Annotated in this window: 19 protein-coding genes; 15 read left to right on the top strand and 4 right to left on the bottom strand. The window is 68.0% G+C overall.

Annotated features, from left to right (window positions below; all coding sequences use genetic code 11):
• Positions 1-451 precede the first annotated feature (451 nt).
• From ABZ717_RS09645 to ccsB, 8 genes are all read left to right on the top strand, one after another.
• Positions 452-1,969: a DUF1109 domain-containing protein gene (locus ABZ717_RS09645; RefSeq protein ID WP_358507733.1), complete on the top strand. Its 1,518-nt coding sequence runs from the start codon at positions 452-454 to the stop codon at positions 1,967-1,969.
• A 169-nt stretch (positions 1,970-2,138) separates the two neighbouring features.
• Positions 2,139-3,299, top strand: a complete 1,161-nt coding sequence (locus ABZ717_RS09640; RefSeq protein WP_358507731.1) for an acetoin utilization protein AcuC — start codon at positions 2,139-2,141, stop codon at positions 3,297-3,299.
• A 182-nt stretch (positions 3,300-3,481) separates the two neighbouring features.
• On the top strand, positions 3,482-4,279 hold the full coding sequence (locus tag ABZ717_RS09635) for a phosphatase (RefSeq protein WP_358507729.1): 798 nt from the start codon (positions 3,482-3,484) through the stop codon (positions 4,277-4,279).
• A gap of 257 nt (positions 4,280-4,536) precedes the next feature.
• The gene (locus tag ABZ717_RS09630; RefSeq protein WP_013155995.1) at positions 4,537-4,740 is read left to right on the top strand and encodes a helix-turn-helix domain-containing protein; all 204 of its coding nucleotides are present in this window, start codon (positions 4,537-4,539) and stop codon (positions 4,738-4,740) included.
• A 230-nt stretch (positions 4,741-4,970) separates the two neighbouring features.
• Positions 4,971-5,726 (top strand): TlpA disulfide reductase family protein, encoded by a 756-nt coding sequence (locus ABZ717_RS09625; RefSeq protein WP_358507727.1) that lies wholly within the window; start codon positions 4,971-4,973, stop codon positions 5,724-5,726.
• Positions 5,726-6,526: a cytochrome c biogenesis protein CcdA gene (locus tag ABZ717_RS09620; protein WP_358507725.1), complete on the top strand. Its 801-nt coding sequence runs from the start codon at positions 5,726-5,728 to the stop codon at positions 6,524-6,526. The genes ABZ717_RS09625 and ABZ717_RS09620 overlap by 1 nt, the downstream gene beginning before the upstream one ends.
• Before the next feature lie 112 nt (positions 6,527-6,638).
• On the top strand, positions 6,639-8,138 hold the full coding sequence (locus ABZ717_RS09615; RefSeq protein ID WP_358507812.1) for a cytochrome c biogenesis protein ResB: 1,500 nt from the start codon (positions 6,639-6,641) through the stop codon (positions 8,136-8,138).
• Positions 8,135-9,127 (top strand): c-type cytochrome biogenesis protein CcsB, encoded by a 993-nt coding sequence (ccsB, locus tag ABZ717_RS09610; RefSeq protein WP_358507723.1) that lies wholly within the window; start codon positions 8,135-8,137, stop codon positions 9,125-9,127. Before ABZ717_RS09615 ends, ccsB begins: the two co-directional genes overlap by 4 nt.
• A gap of 87 nt (positions 9,128-9,214) precedes the next feature.
• Here the strand turns inward: ccsB and ABZ717_RS09605 are convergent, their stop codons facing one another.
• Entirely contained in the window at positions 9,215-10,210 is a 996-nt protein-coding gene (locus ABZ717_RS09605) for a LacI family DNA-binding transcriptional regulator (protein WP_358507721.1), read from the bottom strand.
• Positions 10,211-10,438: 228 nt separating this feature from the next.
• On the opposite strand from ABZ717_RS09605, the gene ABZ717_RS09600 reads away from it, so the two are divergent.
• Positions 10,439-11,770: a pectate lyase gene (locus ABZ717_RS09600; protein ID WP_358507719.1), complete on the top strand. Its 1,332-nt coding sequence runs from the start codon at positions 10,439-10,441 to the stop codon at positions 11,768-11,770.
• A 98-nt stretch (positions 11,771-11,868) separates the two neighbouring features.
• On the opposite strand, the gene ABZ717_RS09595 is transcribed toward ABZ717_RS09600, so the two are convergent.
• A complete protein-coding gene (locus tag ABZ717_RS09595; RefSeq protein WP_358507717.1) occupies positions 11,869-12,222 on the bottom strand; it encodes a PLD nuclease N-terminal domain-containing protein in 354 nt (117 codons plus the stop codon).
• A gap of 107 nt (positions 12,223-12,329) precedes the next feature.
• Positions 12,330-12,530: a BldC family transcriptional regulator gene (locus ABZ717_RS09590; protein WP_017603819.1), complete on the bottom strand. Its 201-nt coding sequence runs from the start codon at positions 12,528-12,530 to the stop codon at positions 12,330-12,332.
• Between the two features lie 412 nt (positions 12,531-12,942).
• Here ABZ717_RS09590 and ABZ717_RS09585 point away from each other — a divergent pair, with 412 nt between their 5' ends.
• Complete coding sequence (locus ABZ717_RS09585; protein ID WP_358507715.1) at positions 12,943-13,341, top strand: DUF4229 domain-containing protein; 399 nt, start codon at positions 12,943-12,945, stop codon at positions 13,339-13,341.
• Positions 13,342-13,404: 63 nt separating this feature from the next.
• Here ABZ717_RS09585 and ABZ717_RS09580 read toward each other — a convergent pair whose 3' ends face one another.
• Positions 13,405-14,673, bottom strand: coding sequence for a hypothetical protein (locus ABZ717_RS09580; RefSeq protein WP_358507713.1), 1,269 nt, complete (start codon positions 14,671-14,673; stop codon positions 13,405-13,407).
• Between the two features lie 336 nt (positions 14,674-15,009).
• On the opposite strand from ABZ717_RS09580, the gene ABZ717_RS09575 reads away from it, so the two are divergent.
• The 5 genes from ABZ717_RS09575 to ABZ717_RS09555 all read left to right on the top strand — a co-directional run bounded on the left by ABZ717_RS09575 (position 15,010) and on the right by ABZ717_RS09555 (position 19,378).
• Entirely contained in the window at positions 15,010-15,720 is a 711-nt protein-coding gene (locus ABZ717_RS09575) for a demethylmenaquinone methyltransferase (protein WP_358507711.1), read from the top strand.
• A gap of 417 nt (positions 15,721-16,137) precedes the next feature.
• On the top strand, positions 16,138-17,442 hold the full coding sequence (locus ABZ717_RS09570) for a geranylgeranyl reductase family protein (RefSeq protein ID WP_358507709.1): 1,305 nt from the start codon (positions 16,138-16,140) through the stop codon (positions 17,440-17,442).
• A gap of 211 nt (positions 17,443-17,653) precedes the next feature.
• Entirely contained in the window at positions 17,654-18,013 is a 360-nt protein-coding gene (locus tag ABZ717_RS09565; RefSeq protein ID WP_067597535.1) for an NADH-quinone oxidoreductase subunit A, read from the top strand.
• A gap of 70 nt (positions 18,014-18,083) precedes the next feature.
• The gene (locus tag ABZ717_RS09560; protein WP_067597538.1) at positions 18,084-18,629 is read left to right on the top strand and encodes an NADH-quinone oxidoreductase subunit B; all 546 of its coding nucleotides are present in this window, start codon (positions 18,084-18,086) and stop codon (positions 18,627-18,629) included.
• A 2-nt stretch (positions 18,630-18,631) separates the two neighbouring features.
• On the top strand, positions 18,632-19,378 hold the full coding sequence (locus tag ABZ717_RS09555) for an NADH-quinone oxidoreductase subunit C (RefSeq protein ID WP_358507706.1): 747 nt from the start codon (positions 18,632-18,634) through the stop codon (positions 19,376-19,378).

The following is a 19,378-nucleotide window of genomic DNA, read 5'->3' as shown; positions in this document are numbered from 1 at the left end:
CCACAGATTCCGGGGCCCCATGACCAACTCTCAACCGCCATCGGACCCTTCCCAACAGCCCGGACAGCCCGGGCCGAACACGCCCCCGCCCGGAGCTCCGAGTGGCCCCCAGGTCCCTGGGAACCCCTCCGGCGGCCAGACCCCTCCCGGGCCGAACACGGGAGGGCGGCCCGCGGCGGGCCCGCCACCGGCCGGCCCGCCATCGGGTGGACCACCACCCGGTGGACCACCACCCCAGGGGGGAGCCCCCTCCGGTGGTCGGCCGCCGCTCGGCCCCCCGAGCGGTGGACAGCCGAACTTCGGACCTCCGAGCGCGGGACCCCCGGGCGGAATGCCGCCGGGTGGTCCGCCGCCTCCCGGAGGAATGCCCCCTGGCGGGATGGGCGCCGGCGGTCTGCCCCCGGGCGGTCCCGGAGGACCCGGCGGCCCCGGAGGCCCCGGAGGCCCGGGCATGCCGCCGCCCCCCGGTCCCTATGGTGGTCCCCCCGGCCCGCCGCCCCTGCCCCCGCTCGGCCTGTTCAAGTCCAAATCGGGCCTGCGCGCCGCGCTGCTCAACCTGTCCGGGGTCGGCGCGGGCTACTTCTACCTGCGCAGTTGGCTGTTCTTCGGGATCAACGTAGGTGTCACGCTCGCACTCCTGGTCACCGCGGCGATCCTCGGCGCGGCCGACAACCTGCTCGTGTGGGTTCCCTCGCTGCTCTTCTGGATCCTGATCACCGTCGTGCACGGCCTGTTCGCCGGCCGCTCGCACGACCGACGGCTCATGGGCGTGGGACAACAACCCTCCGCCAAGCCCATGCCGATGATCCTGGCGGCCTGCCTGGTGCTGGTGATGGCCGCCTCGCTGGTCGGGGTGTGGCAGGCCGGTGAGTGGCGCCTGCGGGTGGCAGACGCGGCTCACGCGCGTGGTGACTGCGACGCCGCGATCGACGCCTACAACGGGGTCGAGGCCGGGTTCCAACTCTCCATGTCCCCGAGCCTGATGAACCGGGCACGTTCTGGCGTGGAGGCCTGTGAGCTGCTGCGTCGCGCCCAGGCCGACGTGGAGAACGAGGCCTACGACCACGCCCTGGAGTCCTACAGCGAGTACTTCGCGCATGGGTCCGCCCAGTGGGAGGACACCGACGGCAGCGTCGCCGAGGTCCACCTGGACTACGCCTCCCAGCTCGCGACGGAGGCCGACGAGCTGTACAGCGGAGAGGTGACCTCGGAGGTCGAGGAGGCCTTCCGCCAGGCCCAGGAGACCTACACCTTCGTGGCCGAGGACTTCTCGGACACCCCCGCCGCGGGAGAGGTGCCCGCGGCCCTGGTCGACCTGTACGACCTGGCGACCGGCGACTACGCCGAAGAGAGCTGGTGCGGGGCCTTCGGTCAGATCGGCATGTTCGACGGTCTGAACTGGGACTCCGCGCCCGAGATCGCCGACCGCATCGAGGAGGAGCGTCCCAACGCCGCCCTTCAGTGTGGTTGGGACCAGATCGACGAGGGGAACTTCGACGAGGCGGAGGAGCAGGTCGAGTTCCTCGCCGCCGACTACCCCGAGCACGAGGCCGACGAGGTCGAGGACCTGGAGCGGCACGTCGGCGCCGGCCGCATCGAGCAGCAGATGGACCTCGCGGTCATCGTCGGAGAGAGCGACCTGGACGGCACCGCCTGGGAGACCGGCGGTGGTGACAAGGTCGAGGTCCAGTACGTCAACCACACCGACGAGGACATGCGTTTCCTCTACGTCGGACCTGACGCGGTGCACGGTGAGGTCATCATCGAGCCCTGCGACAGCTGTGACACGTCCTCCGCGCCCACCGACACCTCCTGCCTCAGCGACTCCAACGCGATGGACCTGACGCTGGACCCGGGCGAGTACCGGATCGTCATCGGATCGGTCGACGGCTTCACCAGCCGCCCCCTGCACAACACCATCGACATGAAGGCCGGGGAGACGTACGCGGACTGCTTCTACATGGAGTGATCCCGAGCGTTTCACGACCACGAGGAAACCGAACGGGGCCCGCACGAGTCACCATCGTGCGGGCCCCGAGGTTCTGAGGTGGACCCGGTTTGCGTACTGTGTGCTTCGGAGCACGTACACCTGGAACGGGGGTCACCATATGGGAGGGCACACGTCCTGCTCGCTTCGGGTGGCATGGGACGAAGGACTCACCACCTACGACTTCGGGGCGCAGCACCCGATGGCGCCGATCCGGGTCGAACTGACCATGGCGCTCAGTCGTGAACTCGGCGTCTTCGACGGGCCGGGCGTGGACCTGATCGACGTGGAGCCGGCCTCCGACGAACTGCTCTCCCTGGTGCACGACCCCGCCTACATCAAGGCGGTCAAGCGGGCGGGCAAGACCCTCCAACCCGACGACACACACCTGCTCGGCACCGTCGACAATCCCGTCTTCCCCGACATGCACGACGCGGCCGCGCTGATCTCCGGCGCCTCGGTGGCCGCCGCCGAGTCGGTGTGGACGGGAAAGAGCGCGCACGCCGCGAACATCGCGGGCGGCCTGCACCACGCCATGCGCGGACACGCCTGGGGCTTTTGCGTCTACAACGACCCCGCGTTGGCCATCGCCTGGCTGTTGGAGCAGGGGGCCAAGCGGATCGCTTACGTGGACGTGGACGTCCACCACGGCGACGGCGTCCAGAAGGCCTTCTACAACGACCCGCGCGTGCTCACCATCAGCCTGCACGAATCCCCGGTGACTCTGTTCCCCGGCACCGGCCAGGCCTCTGAGACGGGTGGTCCGGACGCGGAGGGCTACGCCGTGAACGTCGCCTTGCCCGCGGGCACCGGCGACACCGGCTGGCACCGCGCCTTCGACGCGGTCGTCCCACCGCTGCTGCACGAGTTCCAGCCGGAGATCCTGGTGACCCAGCAGGGGTGCGACACCCACGCGCTGGACCCCCTGGCCAACCTCACGCTCAGCGTGGACGGGCAGCGTCGCGCCTACCAGGAACTGCACAAGCTGGCCCGCAAGACCGCGGGCGGTCGTTGGCTGATGTTCGGCGGTGGCGGGTACGGCCTGGTCCACGTCGTGCCCAGGGCCTGGAGTCACCTGCTCGGCGAAGCGGCCGGTGCCCCCATCGACCCCGACCGCGAGACCCCGCAGAAGTGGCGCGACTTCGTACGTGAGCGCACCGGCGAACTCGCGCCGCTGTACATGACGGACGGGCGCGAGGTCACCTTCACACCCTTCGAGAACGGCTACGACCCGGGCGACCCCATCGACCGGGCCATCCACGCCACCCGCACCGCGATCTTCCCCAGCCACGGTATCGACCCCACTCTCTGAACCTTCCGATCCCACTCGATCGGATCGTCGGGTCACACGATGGTTGAAATCCGCGTGTTCGCGGAGTGGCCGGCTCGTGGCGGGTAGGAAGGGGATGAATACCGGGCGAACGCGAGTCGGCGCCTCGGTGGCCGCCCGACGTGTCACCGCGATCGCCGCTCAGGAAAGGAAGGGGAACGCAGGTGACGCCGCCGACACGCGCCGAACTCATCACCTATCTGGTTCGCACGGGGATCGCGGGGCATGTCGACACCCCACGGCAGAACAACCTGCGCCATTATCGACGGCTCGTCCAGAAGGACCCCTATCACCAGTTCGGCCTGACCTTCTCGCACGACTGGACCTTCAGCGAGGTCCTCTCACTGCTGAGCAAGCGGTGCGGTGTGGTGGACGACGAGGAGTACGTGTGGGGGATCGACACGATCGACCCGGACCGGACCATCGACGCGCTGGAGGCCCTCGCCGACCGGTTGGCGTTGGCCGCGGAACGCCGTGAACGCGTCATGTTCGCCACCGGTCACCCCCGCAACCTCCGGGAGACCTACGCCGCGTGGAAGGACGCCCTGGTCGAGCGCGGCTGCACCGTGCTCACCGCGGCCGGCGGGTACTCCTACGAGGTGACCACGGAACGCCCGCCCAACCGAAGGATCGTGGTCTGGCGGGACGACGTCGCCATGGTGACCGACGGCCGACTGCCCCGGCACAGCCACCATCCGTTCGCCATGCGGGCGATCCTGAACGAGCTCGGAGGCCGCGGTGAGGCATGGCCGCAGTTGGTCATCGCCGATCATGGATTCGCCGGGGCCGCGGGGGAGATGGGGGTCCCGACGGTGGGCTTCGCCGACTGCAACGACCCGGCCCTCTTCCTCGCCGAACACGAGGGAAAGCTACTGGTCACGGTGCCTTTGGACGACGGTTATCTGACCGAGGACTACGCCCCTCTCCGGGATTACGTTCTCCGCCGAGCCGGGTTCCTCTGAGCAGGGTGGGCCATTTATACCCACCGTTAAACCTCATCCGACCCGTGCTCAACGTATAACCCGGAAGCGGGCGCGAACGACCTTCCCTAGACGGGAACTCGGCTCTACTCTGAAAACGGACGTGTCAGTAGTGACAGCATGACACGCCGGCGTGTCGGTGGGACGAACACGGTTTCCGGGGTCGTCCGACCAACGTCCGGTGTGCCAGGGCTGAAGGGTAGACAATTGATCACGTCCGGGAATGAGGGCGTCGCAAGATGAACGGGAGCAAGCCGCCTCTCGAAGAGGTCAGGTTCTTGACCGTGGCGGAGGTCGCCACGATCATGCGCGTATCCAAGATGACCGTTTACCGAATGGTGCACTCGGGAGTTCTCCCCGCAATCCGTGTGGGGCGGTCCTACCGGGTCCCCGAACGTGCCGTGCACGACTACCTCCGCGAGGCTTTCGTCGAGGCCGGTTGATCGGTGGGATCCGGGTGTGGGGCGGACACGCTCGACACCCGGTCCACCACCTGAGGGACGGCGCGCCCCCGGCGCCGTCCCCCACGGTGACCTTCCCTCGTCGGCGGTCGCTCCGGGAACGGGCCGAACGGCTCTTGCCCCGGGGCGACGAAGGGCATGGCAGGGCATCTACTACACTTTGTCGTTGTTGTAGTCCGCCCTGATCACACCCCGTTCGCGAGGTTGCCTGGATGCCCAGTACCAGTACGGGTACGCGACCCGGTCGCGCCGTGCCGCGCCTGTCGGCCGCCGCTTTGGCCGCCGTCCTCGCTTTGTCCGGCTGCGCCGGGGGAACCGAGATCGAGAGCGGTGGCGAAGAGGACCGCTTCATCTCCGGTGACGGCAGCGCCACCGTCTTCGAGACCGGCGAACGCGAACCCGCGCCCGACGTCGAGGGAAACACCTTCGAGGGCGACGACCTCGCCCTCTCGGACTACGAGGGGCAGATCCTCGTCCTCAACGTGTGGGCCAGCTGGTGCGGTCCCTGCCGTGCCGAACAACCGGTGCTCGACGAGGTGCACACCGAGTACGAGGGCCTCGGTGTGGACTTCCTCGGCGTGAACATCAAGGACAACGAGACCGCCGCGCGGGCCTACACCGAGAACAAGGGCGTGGCCTACCCGAGCCTGCACGACCAGCCGGGAGAGATCCCACAGGCGTTTCGGGAGACGGTCCCGCCGCGCGCCATCCCGAGCACCCTGATCCTGGACCCGAACGGCGACATCGCCGCCCGCGTGATCGGCCCCACCACCTATGGGCAGCTCACCGAACTCCTCGACCCGCTGGTCGTCGAGTTCGACCTGGGCGACCCCGAGGAACGTCCTCGGGTCGCCGAGGAGGAGAGCGGTGACGACGGGGCCGAGGACGCGGAGAGCGCCGAGGCCACCGACGGCACGGAGGACGGCGACGAGGCGGACGCCGAGGGCTCCGCCGAGGACGATGGCTGATGGATCCCATCGGCACCACGATCCTGTCCGGTTCGCTCCTGCTCGCCGCTCCGCTGGCCCTGGCCGCGGGGCTGGTCTCCTTCCTCTCCCCGTGTGTCCTGCCCCTGGTACCCGGATACCTCTCCTACGTGTCCGGGATGAGCGGCTCGCACGTGCGGGAACGCCAGGAGGCGGCGGGAGACGGCGGAACCGTCACCGACATCGACACCGAACTCGCCTCCCGGCGCTGGACGATGGTCACCGGAAGCGTCCTGTTCATCGTCGGGTTCAGCCTGGTGTTCATCGCCGTGGGCGGGTTCATCGGCTGGCTCGGCGACCTGTTCATGGCCTACACCGACCCCATAACCCGGGTGCTCGGCGCGCTCACGATCGTGCTCGGTCTGGCCTTCATGGGGTTCATGCCGGGGATGGGCCGCGAGTTCCGGTTCCACCGCCTGCCCCGGGCCGGCCTGGCGGGCGCGCCCCTGCTCGGGATCCTGTTCGGGCTGGGTTGGACCCCCTGCATCGGGCCGACCCTGGCCGCCGTGCAGACCCTCGCCTTCGTCGAGGGCGGTGCCGGCCGCGGCATGCTCCTGTCCCTGATCTACTGCGTCGGCCTGGGGCTGCCCTTCATCCTGGCCTCGCTGCTCTACCGGCGCGCGCTCAATTCCTTCGACCGACTCAAGAGGCACACCCGCACGGTCACGATGGTCGGCGGGGTCATGCTCGTCCTGGTCGGCCTGGCCATGGTGACGGGGTTGTGGACCGAGATGACCATCGCCATGCAGGGATGGGCCGCGAACTTCCAGACGGTGATCTGACTTGACCACGACCAAGACCGACACACCGACGAACCCCGAGGAGAAGCCGCGCGCCGCCAAGGGCCTGGGCGTCCTGGGTTGGGCGCGCTGGATCTGGCGCACGCTCACTTCTATGCGCACCGCGTTGATCCTGTTGTTCCTGCTGGCGCTGGGGGCGATCCCCGGATCGATCCTGCCGCAGAACGTGGTGAGCGTCGACGAGGTCGCCTCCTACTTCCAGGAGAACCCGGAGCTGGCCCCCTGGCTCGACCGGTTCTACCTCTTCGACGTGTTCTCCTCGCCCTGGTACGGGGCCATCTACCTGTTGCTCTTCGTGTCGCTGGCCGGGTGCGTCATTCCGCGCGCCATGGTCCACGCCAAGGCCGTGCGGGCCAGGCCGGTGGCCACGCCGCGCAACCTGGGCCGCATGCCGTACGTGGCACGGTTCAGCACCGACGCCACCCCCGACACCGCCCTGGAACAGGCGCGCAAGGTTCTCAAGGGGTACCGGACCGAGCGCTACGGCGACTCGTTGTCCGCGGAGACCGGCTACCTGCGCGAGGCCGGGAACGTGCTGTTCCACCTGGCCCTGCTCGGGTTGCTCTTGGCGCTGGCCGCCGGTTCCTTCTTCGGCTACCGCGGCAACATGCTCATCGTGGAGGGCGACGGGTTCGCCAACACGCTGCCCTCCTACGACGCCATCTACCCGGGGCACTGGACCGACACCGACGAGTTCGCTCCGTTCACCATGCACCTGGACGACTTCGAGGCCACCTTCATCCAGGACGGTGACCTGCGCGGTCAGGCGGAGGCCTATGTCGCCGACGTCACCTACACCGAGGAACCCGGCGGGGAGGAGAAGACCCACCGGCTGGAGGTCAACCACCCGCTGAGCGTCGACGGCGTGCAGGTGTACCTGCTCGGCCACGGCTACGCGCCGCGGTTCGAGGTCCGCAACGCCGAGGGCGACCTGGTCTTCGACCAGGCGGTCCCGTTCCTGCACCGCGAGACCATGACCTATGCCTCCGACGGTGTCGTCAAGGTGCCCGACACCGGAGGCGAGGAACTCGGCTTCGTGGGTGTCTTCCTGCCCACCGCCGACGAGGACGCCGAAGGGGAACTGGTGTCCACCTTCCCCGGCGCGGAGAACCCCAAGGTGACACTGGACGCCTACCGAGGCGACCTCGGCATGGTCGACCCGCAGTCGGTCTACCAGATCCAGACCCAGAACATGGAGGGGCTCGGTGAGTCCCCCGTGATGGCGGTCGGCGACACCTGGGAGCTTCCCGACGAGGCCGGATCGGTCACCTTCACCGGTGTCCAGGAGTACGCCACCCTGCAGAGCAACCGGGACGGGGCACGGGTGCCGGCGCTCACCGCCGCGACCCTGGCCGTCGTGGGCCTGATCGTCACCCTGTTCGTACGCCCCCGCCGGGTCTGGGTGCGGGCCACCGAGGGCGAGGACGGACGGACCCGGGTGGAGCTGGCCGGACTCGGCAAGACCGAGGTGGCCGGCAACAACGCCGAGTTCCACGAGATCACCACACGGCTCGCCGGACGGCTCCGGAGCGAGTCCACCGACGACCCCACCAGCCCAACCGAAGAGTCGACCACACGAGGGAGTGACCGGTGACGAACACACTCGCCGCACCGGTGAACGAGAGCATGGCGTCGGCCAGTGACACGCTCATCATCGCGATGATCGTGACCTACGCCGCCGCGCTCTTCATGTTCGCGATCGAGGCCGCGTACGGCCGTCGTACCAAGCTCAAGGCCGGTCGCCTCATGCCGGTCGGCGCCGGAGCCGTCGAGGGCGGCGACAGCGACATCGAGGTCAACGTCCGAACTAGCGAGGGAGAGGCCCAGGCCTCCCAGAGCGTGCTCGGCCGCATCGCCCTCGGAGTGACCGCGCTGGGCTTCCTGTTCAGCCTCGCCCAGATCATCACCCGTGGCATCGCCGCCGGCCGCTGGCCGTGGGGCAACATGTTCGAGTTCGTCGTGGCGATGTGCCTGGTCGCCGTCGGCGCGCTGCTGTTCGCCTCCTGGCGCTACCAGGCCCGCTTCCTGGGCGCCTTCGTGCTCGTTCCGGTGCTGCTCCTGCTCGGCATCGGTGTGCGCTGGCTGTACGTCGACCCGGGTCCGCTGATCCCGGCGCTGCAGTCCTACTGGGTGCCGATCCACGTGACGGCGGTGATCATCGCGGGCGGCGCGTTCATGGTGTCCGGTGTCGCCGGTATCACCTACCTGGTCGCGCACCGGGCCGAGGGCAAGAGGGCGCTGGGGGAGAAGGTCGCCGGTATCGCCGGACGGCTGCCCAGCCCGGAGCTGCTGGACCGCATCTCCCACCGGTTCATCCTGTTCGCCTTCCCGCTGTGGACCTTCGGCGTCATCGCCGGGTCGATCTGGGCGGACGAGGCCTGGGGCCGCTTCTGGGGCTGGGACCCCAAGGAGGTCTGGTCGTTCATCTCCTGGGTCATCTACGCGGCCTACCTGCACGCGCGGGTCACCGGCGGTTGGCGCGGACCCAAGGCCACCTGGATCAACGTGCTCGGTTTCGCGACCGTGATGTTCAACTTCTTCGCGGTGAACTACATGTTCAGCGGTCTGCACTCCTACGCCTGATCGGCGGCGGAGAGCGAACGCGACTCCTGCGAGGGGCGGCCCGAGGGATCGGGTCGCCCCTCGGCCTCTTGGTCGAGGGTCGAGGCGTCAGCGAGGGTCCTCGCCGATCCCCGGAGGCGCGGTCGACCCGCGGACGATCAGTGAGGTCTCCAGGGTGACCGTGCCGGTGGATCCGGCCGCGTCCACCGAGCGCAGGAGGAGGTCGACGGCCCCGTGCCCGGCCTCGGCGACCGGCATGGCCACCGTGGTCAGGGCGGGGCTGGAGTACCGGGCCACGTGACTGTTGTCCACGCCGATCACACTGAGGTCGCCCGGAACGTCGAGGCCGAGTTCGGTGGCCCGCCGAACGAGACCGAAGGCGAGCAGGTCGTTGTGGGCCAGGACCGCGGTGGCGTTACCGGCCACGACCTCGTCGGCCACGGCGCGGCCGCCCTCTTCGGTCGGTGGGTTGGGGCCCACGCGTTGGATCAGGATCCCGTGGTCCCGCGCGATGTGCTCGGTGGCGCTCTCGATCTCCCCGCTGGTCCAGGCGCGTGAGGGCCCGCCCACCACGGCGATCTCCCGGTGGCCGAGTTCGATGAGGTGTTCCATGGCCCGGCGGGCGCCGGTACCGACGTCCATCAGGACCCCGGACACCCCGCGCAGCCGTCGGTTCACCACGACCAGCGGGATCTCCTGCGCCAGCTCCGCTATGGCCCGGTTGGTCAGACGTGGTGCGACCAGCACGGCGCCGTCCACCTGCTTGGCCATGGACCGGATGAGTTCCTCCTCCACCCGGGCCTGCTCGTCGGTGTCGGCGATGAACACGTGGTAGTCGCGGGCTCGGGCCTGGGCCTGGGCCGCCTTGATCAGGGGCGGGAAGAAGGGGTTGGCGATGTCGGCGACGATGAGCCCGAGGTTGCCGGTCCTACTGGTGGACAGCGCCCGCGCCGCCCGGTTGGGGCGGTAGCCGAGTTCCTCGGCCGCGGCGAGGACGCGCGCGCGTGTGTCGGCGTTGACCAGGTGCGTCGCGGAGAAGGCCCGCGAGACCGTGGAGACGTGGACCCCGCTCACCCTGGCGACGTCCTTGATGGTGACGGCCACCCGTGGACTCCGTTCCGCTGTTCGATCTTGGGGACGGCAAGCGTTTGCTCCAAGAGCACCCTTCGGGCCTTGCCGCTTTTGTCATCGTGACCCATCGAAGGCCCGGCTTTCCAGCATTTTCCCGCAACAACTCGATGGAGGAGGGTTGACGGGGGTCACGTGTATCGGGGACGTTCATGCAAACGTTTGTACACGGGTCCCGACCCGTCATCCCCCGGAGGAGCGCCGATGCGCAAGCCACCCCCGATTCCGTCCCTGACCTTGGCGGCCGTCCTGGCCACGACCACTCTCGTCGCCGCCGCTCCGGCGAGCGCCGAACCCGACGTCGACCCCCGCGGCATCGGTCGTGAGGCCCTCCATGAGGGCGACGGTTGGGGGTCGGCCGGACACGGAACGACCGGCGGCTCGTCGGCCGCCCCCGAGGACGTCCACGTGGTCTCCACCTTCGAGGAGTTCCGCGACGCGGTCGGCGGCAAGGACGACGACACCCCCAAGATCGTCTACGTCGAGGGGCACATCGACGCCAACACCGACTCGAACGGTGCCCCGCTCAAGTGCGAGGACTACGCGGTCGACGGATACACGATGGAGGAGTACCTGGAGGCCTACGATCCAGAGGTCTGGGGTCGGGACGACCCCGAGGGTCCCCTGGAAGAGGCCCGCCTGGCCTCCGCCGCGGTGCAGGCGGAACGGATCCGCGTCGAGGTCGGATCCAACACCACCATCGTGGGCGCGGGCGACGACGCCGTCCTCTCCGGGACGAACCTGCGCGTCCACGACGTCGACAACGTCATCCTGCGCGACCTGACCTTCTCCGACGCGCACGACTGCTTCCCCGGCTGGGACCCCACCGATGGCGAGACCGGCAACTGGAACTCAGAGTACGACCAGGTGGAGGTCTCCGGCGCCACCAACGTGTGGGTGGACCACAACACCTTCGACGACGGCGACAACCCCGGCACCGAACTCCCCGAGTACTTCGGCCGCAAGTACGAAGTACACGACGGACTGCTCGACATCGTCCGGGAGACCGACCTGGTGACGGTGTCCCGCAACCACTTCGACGGCAGGGACAAGGCGATGCTGTTGGGCAACAGCGACGGCCGGACCACCGACCGCGGGTATCTGCGGGTGACCTATCGGCACAACCACTTCGACGGGCTGGGGGAGCGGGCTCCCCGAGTGCGGTTCGGGCAGGTGCACGTCCACAACAATCTCTACACCGTCCGGGATCCGGAGCACTTCGGCTACAGCCTGGGAGTCGGCCTGGAGTCGCACCTGTACGCGGAGAACAACGTCTTCGACCTGCACGACGGGATCGGGGCCGGTGAACTGCTCCGCAATTGGGGCGGCACCGACATCGTGGAGCACGGGAACGTGACGATGTCGCAGGGCGGCGGTCGTCTCACCCCGGTGGACCTGGTCGCCGAACACAACGTGCTCTACCCGAACGCGCCGCTGGGCACCGGGCTCACCTGGGTGCCGCAGTTCACGGCCGAGGTCGAACCGGTGCACGCGATCCGCGGGCTCGCGCGGGAGGTCGGGGCCGGACTCCTGTGAGGTCCTCACCCGCTCCCTGAAACGCGTTGGGGGCCGCACCCGATTTCCTCGGGCGCGGCCCCCAACGTTGGTTCGAGCGGCGGTACCACTCGGGACGACTAGTCCTCAGGGTCGATCCGTCGGTTCAGTCGACGGAGGAACTCCGGATCGTCATCGGGTCCGAGCGGGTGCGGGCTGCCGGAGGGTTTGGAGAAGTCGGACGGGTCAAGGTCATCCGCGGACACGTCCTGGGCCGGAGAGGGCGCGTCACCCGGCACAGGAGCGGTCTTGCGTGGCCGGCCGAGGAAGAACCAGAGGATCCATCCCACGGGCACGAACAGTCCGATGACGACCAACCACAGGATCTTCGGTAGGTTCCGAGCCTCCTGGGCAGGGGTGGTCAACGCGTCGAAGAACGCGTACACCCATAGAACGATCGATACGAGCGTGATCAGGCCACCGAGCCACACCATGGTTCCAGCCTACTCTCGCTGTCCACTCCCCGTGGCCCGGCCCAGGGCTGCCGGAGACCCCGCGGAGCGGGTGCCCGGGGCCGTCGAGGACGTTGCTCTGTCTTAGGTCAGGGGGTGGTCTCGCTGGGTTCCCCGAGGAGGAGTGCCCGTACCTCGGACTCCCGGAAACGGCGGTGCCCGCCAGGAGTGCGGATGCTGCTGATCCGCCCGGATGCGGCCCAGCGGGTCACGGTCTTGGGATCAACCCGGAAGAGTGAGGCCACTTCCCCGGGGGTCAACAGGCGTTCGCTTGCTCGTTCCACCTTCACATTCCCCCAATCATGCCCGCCTTGAGTGAGGGGGCGGCGGGCGTTTGATCCCCTAGTGTGCACGAGTTGGACCGTTTCCTCCCTAGTTTTCGGAGAATTTACGGCGATCGGGGGATAGCTGGGGGATATGTGATCGGAACGTGATGTTCGGTCCCCACTGTCGGGATTGGAAACATCCCACGAATACCCGTGTCCGATGCCTTGGGTGCCCCGTTCCAGCGGCGACGGAACACACCCGGACCTGGTGCACGATGCCCGCGGTAGGCCCTTAACCTGGGGTGAGGGCCGTCTGACCGGGACAACACCCCTTCTGCCGCGCTCGTCCGGCTCGGCCGTACACGCACGTGAACGTACGTGGATGGGTGTGCTGACCAATCTAGTGCAGGTAAACGTCTGTTGTGAGGCTTTTTCGATGCGTAGCTGGTTGACCTATACCGCCGCCCGTGTGGCGCTCTTCGCGGGCGCCTTCGGAGTCGTCTACCTGTTCGGTGCGAGGTCCTGGGTCGCGCTGATCCTGGCGTGGGTGATCAGTGGTCTGGCCTCCTACGTTCTGTTGTCGAAGTGGCGCGATCAGATGTCTTCCTCCGTCACCGAATGGTCGAGGAAGCGCAAGGAGGAATCGGTGGGCGGCCGCCTGGTCGGGGGTGCCGCACGCGAGGACGAGATCCAGGACGAGATCCTGCGGGCGCAGGAGGAGAAGGCCGCCGAGAGCGTCGACTCCGACGCGACGACCGCCGATGAGAGCGCCACCGACACCGTTGCCGAAGCCGCGTCCGCGGTCGAGCCCAAGGCGGACAAACCCGTCAAGTAGCCCCCGACGACGACGGGGTGGCCGCCGCTCCACGCGGACACCACCCCGATGCGGGATCCCGCCTCAGGAGGCCGGGAACATGCCCAGACGGGCGTGGCGGGCACCCCCCAGCCGCTCGGTGTCGCTGCCCACGTACAGCCCGTCGGAGGTCGCGTGCAGGGCCTCCGCCCCGTGGCCGCGCGCCCGGCCCGGGTTCCACGCCAGCGCGCGCCCGGAGATCGGGTCCACCGCCGCGATCCCCTCGCGCTCCACGGAACCGGGGCCCGGGTTGAGGGCGCCCTCCTCGTTGTCCATCCAGCGCTGGTGGCCTCCCACGTAGACCGCGCTGGACGTGACCTCGACCGAGTAGATGGAGTCCCCGCCGGTCAGGTTGGTCCAGGTGGGTTCGGCGTTCGCGGTGGAGTCGTTCTCGAACCGGGCGGTGGACTTGCACAGCCCCGGCTTGACCCGCGGGCCGCCCGCGGTCACCACGGCGAAGTAGGAACCGTCGGGGGAGAAGTCCATCTGCCGCATGTAGGTGTGCATGCGTTCGTAGTCACAGGGCGCCTCGTAGACCGAGGTCGACCATGGGGTGAGGCCGCCGGATCCGGTGTCGATCATGGCGATCTGGTAGCGGTCCTCGCCGTCCACCTTGGTGAAGGTCCCGTTGATGGCCAGACGCCGCCCGTCGGGACTCAAGGCCAACTCCTGCACGCGCAGGCTTCCGCGCCGCTGCTCGGCGATGGTCGGGGTGAATCCGGCGTCCACTGTCCCGTCTGTGGAGTCGACACGGGCCAGCCCGGTGCGGCTCTCCCCGTTCACGGTGGAGAAGTTGCCGCCGAGGTAGACGTCGGTGCCGTCGGAGGCGAGTCGGTACACGTTCCCGTCGCCCACCGCGGCGTCGAACCCGTCGACGGTGTCGCCGTCGGTGGTGTCGATCCGGGCCACGCCCCGGCTGTCCTCCCCGTTGACCTGATCGAAGTGTCCGCCGAGGATCACCGTCCCGCCCGGCCCCTCCGCCAGGGAGGTGACGGTCCCGTCCACCGAGGGGGTGAAGTCCTCCAGGATCTCCCCGCTGCCGTGACGGAACGCGAACAGGTTGCGCCGATCGTGTGTGCCATCGCCGCTGGAGTCGGAGACCCGGTCGAACTCACCGGCGACCACGACGATGTCGCCGATCCGAAGGATGTCCTTCACCGAGCCGTTCAACACGTGCGGCGTCCAGCCCACGGGGCTTTCGCCGACCACGCCCTCGTGGGGCGCGGCGGCGGCCGGGGCGGTGGTCGCGACACCGAGTGGCAACAGGAGCAGCGACCCCATGGTCAGGGCGACGAACGATCGGGCCGATTTCACGGGGTTCTCTCCTCGGGCGTTGGACCGACTTCGGCACCCTATTCTTGCATGAAGTAGTCGATTGACCACTCATGGTGACTACAACTTCCGAGGGTGAAGCCTGATGTCGGATCGCCCCGGGCGTTGATCGACCTCGACGACCGGCTGGTCGCGTACCCGCGGGACGCGATGGAGGTTTCCGTCGTCCACTCCAGGGTGGACGACGGATGGACGTGCGTTCGGACTATCTTCCTCGGGTCCTCCTGGAGGGTGGGCGGTACGGGGAGCACCAGGTCTGATCCCGTACCGGGCGAGGGCGGTCTCGGACGCCTGTCGGGCCCCCTTAGTCTTGTTGCCATGACCCGCGCGAAGCTCGACAAGCAGCCCAAGGACGTCGCAGCGATGTTCGACGGCATCGCAGAGAACTACGACCTCGTCAACGACGTCATCTCGCTCGGCCAGGATCGTGCCTGGCGTCGGGCCGTGGTGGACGCGGTCGACGCCCACAGCGGTGAGCTGGTCTTGGACCTGGCCGCGGGCACCGGAACCTCCTCGGAGTCCTTCATCAGGAAGGGCGCTCGCGTCATCGCCTGCGACTTCTCCCTCGGGATGCTCAGCAAGGGCGCCGAGCGGCGGGGCGGCGCCTCTCGCGGTGGGGTGACGTTCGTGGCCGGCGACGCGCTGTCGCTGCCGTTCGCCGACGAGACCTTCGACGCGGTGACCATCTCCTTCGGTCTGCGCAACGTCGCCGACGTGGACCAGGCCCTGCGCGAGTTGCAGCGGGTGACCAAGGTCGGTGGCCGGTTGGTCATCTGCGAGTTCAGCCACATCCCGGTGGAGTTCGTCGACAAGCTCTACTCGACCTACCTGATGGCGGCGCTGCCCAAGGTCGCCGGCGCCTTCTCCGGGCGGAGCGAGGCCTACGACTACCTGTCGGAGTCGATCATGGCCTGGCCGGACCAGGCGGAGCTGTCCAAGTACCTCCAGGCGGCCGGTTGGTCGCGGGTGGCCTGGCGCAACCTGACGCTGGGCACGGTGGCCCTGCACCGTGGCTTCCGGGAAAAGTAAAATCCGACATAACGCCCAGGTGGCATTATTGTTCGTATAAATTAACAAAGTTCTCAAGTCCCAAGGAATCCTGTTCCTTGGGACTTTTTACGTTACCGATGAGTCACTTGGTCCCGCTTATCCGCCATGAGCTGCACTGTTGTCGTTGAGTGGCGCTTTGATGCCGGCTGTGGTGGTTATGGGTTCAATATCCGATTTCTTGAAGAACGGGCCCCGGGTGTCGCCTCTTGGCTCTTGGGGGGCTAGACTTCGGAAAAGAGGCTTGTGAAGTGCTTCACAAGCGCACGAGGCGTAGGACACATGGCCCTATGTCGGACAAGTCGGAAGTCCCGAACCGACCCATAACACCCCCGTTGGCGGGTCGAACCCGCACTGGCCCGCCACGGTAGGACCGCGCGAGTAGTCGAGGACCCACCCGTGAGTGAGACAGCCACCTCCGCTCCCAGAGGCCGTGAGCGGATCGAGTACGACGCCGACGTCATCGTCGTCGGCGCAGGCCCCGCTGGAGCCACCACCGCCTACTACCTGGCTCAGGCCGGACTGGACGTCCTCCTGCTGGAGAAGACCGCCTTCCCCCGGGTGAAGGTCTGCGGTGACGGACTGACACCCAGGGCCGTGAAGCAGCTCACCTCGATGGGCATCACCTTCGAGGACGAGGGTTGGATCAAGAACCACGGCCTGCGCATCGTCGGGGCCGGCGTCCGACTCGAACTTCCCTGGCCCGAACTGGCCGCCTACCCCGGGTACGGACTCGTCCGCACCCGCTACGACTTCGACCAGATCCTGGTCGAACGTGCGGTCGGCGCCGGGGCCAAGCTCCTGGAACGCACCAACGTCACCGGCCCGATCATGGACGAGCGCAGCAATCGCATCGTCGGTGTGCGCGCCAAGAACGCCGACCGCGAACCCGTGAGTTTCCGGGCGCCGCTGGTCGTGGCCGCCGACGGCAACTCCTCCCGGCTCTCCATCGGCATGGGCATCCGTAAGCGTGACGACCGTCCGATGGGCGTGGCCGTGCGCACCTACTTCGAGAGCCCCCGCCACGACGACGACTACCTGGAGTCCTGGCTGGAGCTGTGGGACCGCAGCGGCGACAAGGACGTCCTCCTGCCCGGCTACGGCTGGGTCTTCGGCGTGGGCGACGGCACCAGCAACGTCGGCCTGGGCATCCTCAACTCCACCACCGCCTTCCAGGACGTGGACTACCGCAAGCTGCTGCGCCGGTGGACCGACTCCATGCCCGAGGAATGGGGCTTCAGGGAGGAGAACCGGCAAGGCAAGATCCTCGGCTCGGCGCTTCCGATGGGCTTCAATCGGGTTCCGCACTACGCGCGCGGCCTGATGTTGGTCGGCGACGCGGGCGGCATGGTCAACCCCTTCAACGGTGAGGGCATCGCCTACGCCATGGAGGCCGGGCAGATCGCCGCGGACGTGATCGTGCAGGCGCACGGTCGCACCACCCAGCAGACGCGGGAACGCGTCCTGTTGAACTACCCGGAGATCCTCGCCGACACCTACGGCGGCTACTACACGCTCGGTCGCTACTTCGTGAAGGTCATCGGTCAGCCCGAGTTCATGAAGTACGCGACCAAGTACGGACTGCGTCAGCGCACCCTCATGAAGTTCGTGCTGAAGATGCTCGCCAACCTCACCGAGCCGAACAAGGGTGACGCCATGGACCGGGTGATCAACGGTTTGAGCAAGATGGCGCCCGCGGCCTGACCCGAGGTTTCTCGCGACGCCACGAAGAGCATGGGCCGAAGCCCTGGCGGAGGCCCGAAAAAGCACAGCGTTCTCGTGACGGGCGCCCCTTTCGGGTGCTTTCGAAAGGGTGCCCCTCACACCGAAAAGGATGCGGGACATGCAGGTGAAAACGTTCACAAGACCGCCGGGCGCGCGCCCCGGCGGGCCGTTCAACGGAGGAGGGTGAGCCGTGGAGCTGTACACACCGCTACTCGTGCTCGGCGGGATCGGCGCCGCCTTCGTGGTGGTGTCGATGGTCGTCGGAGCGATCGTCGGACCCAAGCGCTACAACCGCGCCAAGATGCAGGCCTACGAGTGCGGCATCGAGCCGACCCCGCAGCCGGCGGGTGGCGGCCGTTTCACCGTCAAGTACTACATGACGGCCATGATGTTCATCGTCTTCGACATCGAGATCATCTTCCTCATCCCCTGGGCGATCCACTTCGACGCCCTCGGCTGGTTCGGTCTGATCGCGATCATCCTCTTCCTGGTGAACGTCTCCATCGCCTACGCCTACGAATGGCGCCGCGGAGGCCTCGAATGGGACTGATCCGCATGCCCCACCCCCACCCCCAGGCACCACAGACCCGGCAGTTCAGCCTTGAGGAGGTCCGAAGCTGATGGGACTCGAAGAGAAACTCCCCGCGGGGATCGCGCTCACCACGGTCGAACAGGTCGCCGGGCTCGCCCGTAAGACCTCCATGTGGCCGGCCACGTTCGGTCTGGCCTGCTGCGCGATCGAGATGATGTCGGTCGGCGGTCCCCACTACGACCTGGCCCGTTTCGGCATGGAGAAGTTCGGTGCCACCCCCCGACAGGCCGACCTGATGGTCGTCGCCGGACGCGTGAGCCAGAAGATGGCGCCGGTCCTGCGGCAGATCTACGACCAGATGCCCGAACCCAAGTGGGTCATCGCGATGGGCGTGTGCGCGTCCAGCGGAGGCATGTTCAACAACTACGCGATCGTCCAGGGCGTGGACCACATCGTCCCCGTCGACATCTACCTGCCGGGCTGCCCGCCCAGGCCGGAGATGTTCCTGGACGCCGTGCTCAAGCTCCACGACAAGGTGCAGAACACCAAGCTCGGCGCCCATCGGGAGCAGGAGATCACCGAGACCGAGGAGCGGATGCTCCGTCATTCGCTGCCGCTGGTGACCAAGGACTGATCATGAGCAACGAGTACGAGCGCGACCGCGACGAGTCGGCGGAGAACCTGCCCGACCAGCTCGGGCGTGAACGGTTGGCCGCGCCGATCAAGCGAACCGGCATGTTCGGGTCGACGACCACGGGGGACACCTCCGGGTTCGGTGGGCTGAAGGTGCGGGGGAGCGCTCCCGTCCACAGCAGTCGGCCCTTCACCGACCCCGACGACCCGCGCACCGCCGACTTCGACCGGGTCGCCGACGACCTGGAGGCGGCGTTGAACGCCCTGGAACGGGCGGACCTCGTCGAGAGGGTCGTGGTGGCGGTCGGGGAGATCACCTTCCACGTCCGTCGCGAGGGCCTCCTGGAACTGGCCCGGGTACTGCGCGACGACCCCGCCCTGCGCTACGAGCTGTGCACCGGCGTGATCGGGGTGCACTACCCCGACCAGGTCGGGAGCGAGCTGCACGCGGTCTACCACTTCCGGTCGATCACCCACAACAGCGAGATCCGGGTCGAGACCACCTGCCCCGACGCCGACCCGCACGTGCCCTCCATCGTGTCGGTATATCCGACCAACGACTGGCACGAGCGCGAGGCCTGGGACTTCTTCGGGATCGTCTTCGACGACCACCCGGCCCTGACCCGTATCCAGATGCCCGACGACTGGGAAGGCCACCCCCAGCGCAAGGACTACCCACTGGGCGGCGTCCCGGTCGAGTACCGGGGCGCGACCGTGCCCCCACCGGACGAGCGGCGGGACTACAAGTGA

It is taken from the genome of Nocardiopsis sp. NPDC006832 (assembly GCF_040635885.1).
Taxonomy (GTDB): domain Bacteria; phylum Actinomycetota; class Actinomycetes; order Streptosporangiales; family Streptosporangiaceae; genus Nocardiopsis.
Note: the sequence above shows the minus strand (reverse complement) of the source record. Positions and strands in the feature narration are given on the sequence as shown.

What these genes read in the sequence shown, in the direction of transcription:
- ABZ717_RS09555 (WP_358507706.1), top strand. Translation starts at nt 18,632, where the DNA reads ATGAGCAACGAGTACGAGCGCGACCGCGACGAGTCGGCGGAGAACCTG.
- ABZ717_RS09560 (WP_067597538.1), top strand. Translation starts at nt 18,084, where the DNA reads ATGGGACTCGAAGAGAAACTCCCCGCGGGGATCGCGCTCACCACGGTC.
- ABZ717_RS09575 (WP_358507711.1), top strand. Translation starts at nt 15,010, where the DNA reads ATGACCCGCGCGAAGCTCGACAAGCAGCCCAAGGACGTCGCAGCGATG.
- ABZ717_RS09585 (WP_358507715.1), top strand. Translation starts at nt 12,943, where the DNA reads ATGCGTAGCTGGTTGACCTATACCGCCGCCCGTGTGGCGCTCTTCGCG.
- ABZ717_RS09625 (WP_358507727.1), top strand. Translation starts at nt 4,971, where the DNA reads ATGCCCAGTACCAGTACGGGTACGCGACCCGGTCGCGCCGTGCCGCGC.
- ABZ717_RS09615 (WP_358507812.1), top strand. Translation starts at nt 6,639, where the DNA reads ATGCGCACCGCGTTGATCCTGTTGTTCCTGCTGGCGCTGGGGGCGATC.
- ABZ717_RS09595 (WP_358507717.1), bottom strand. Translation starts at nt 12,222, where the DNA reads ATGGTGTGGCTCGGTGGCCTGATCACGCTCGTATCGATCGTTCTATGG.
- ABZ717_RS09620 (WP_358507725.1), top strand. Translation starts at nt 5,726, where the DNA reads ATGGATCCCATCGGCACCACGATCCTGTCCGGTTCGCTCCTGCTCGCC.
- ABZ717_RS09645 (WP_358507733.1), top strand. Translation starts at nt 452, where the DNA reads ATGCCGCCGCCCCCCGGTCCCTATGGTGGTCCCCCCGGCCCGCCGCCC.
- ABZ717_RS09630 (WP_013155995.1), top strand. Translation starts at nt 4,537, where the DNA reads ATGAACGGGAGCAAGCCGCCTCTCGAAGAGGTCAGGTTCTTGACCGTG.
- ABZ717_RS09600 (WP_358507719.1), top strand. Translation starts at nt 10,439, where the DNA reads ATGCGCAAGCCACCCCCGATTCCGTCCCTGACCTTGGCGGCCGTCCTG.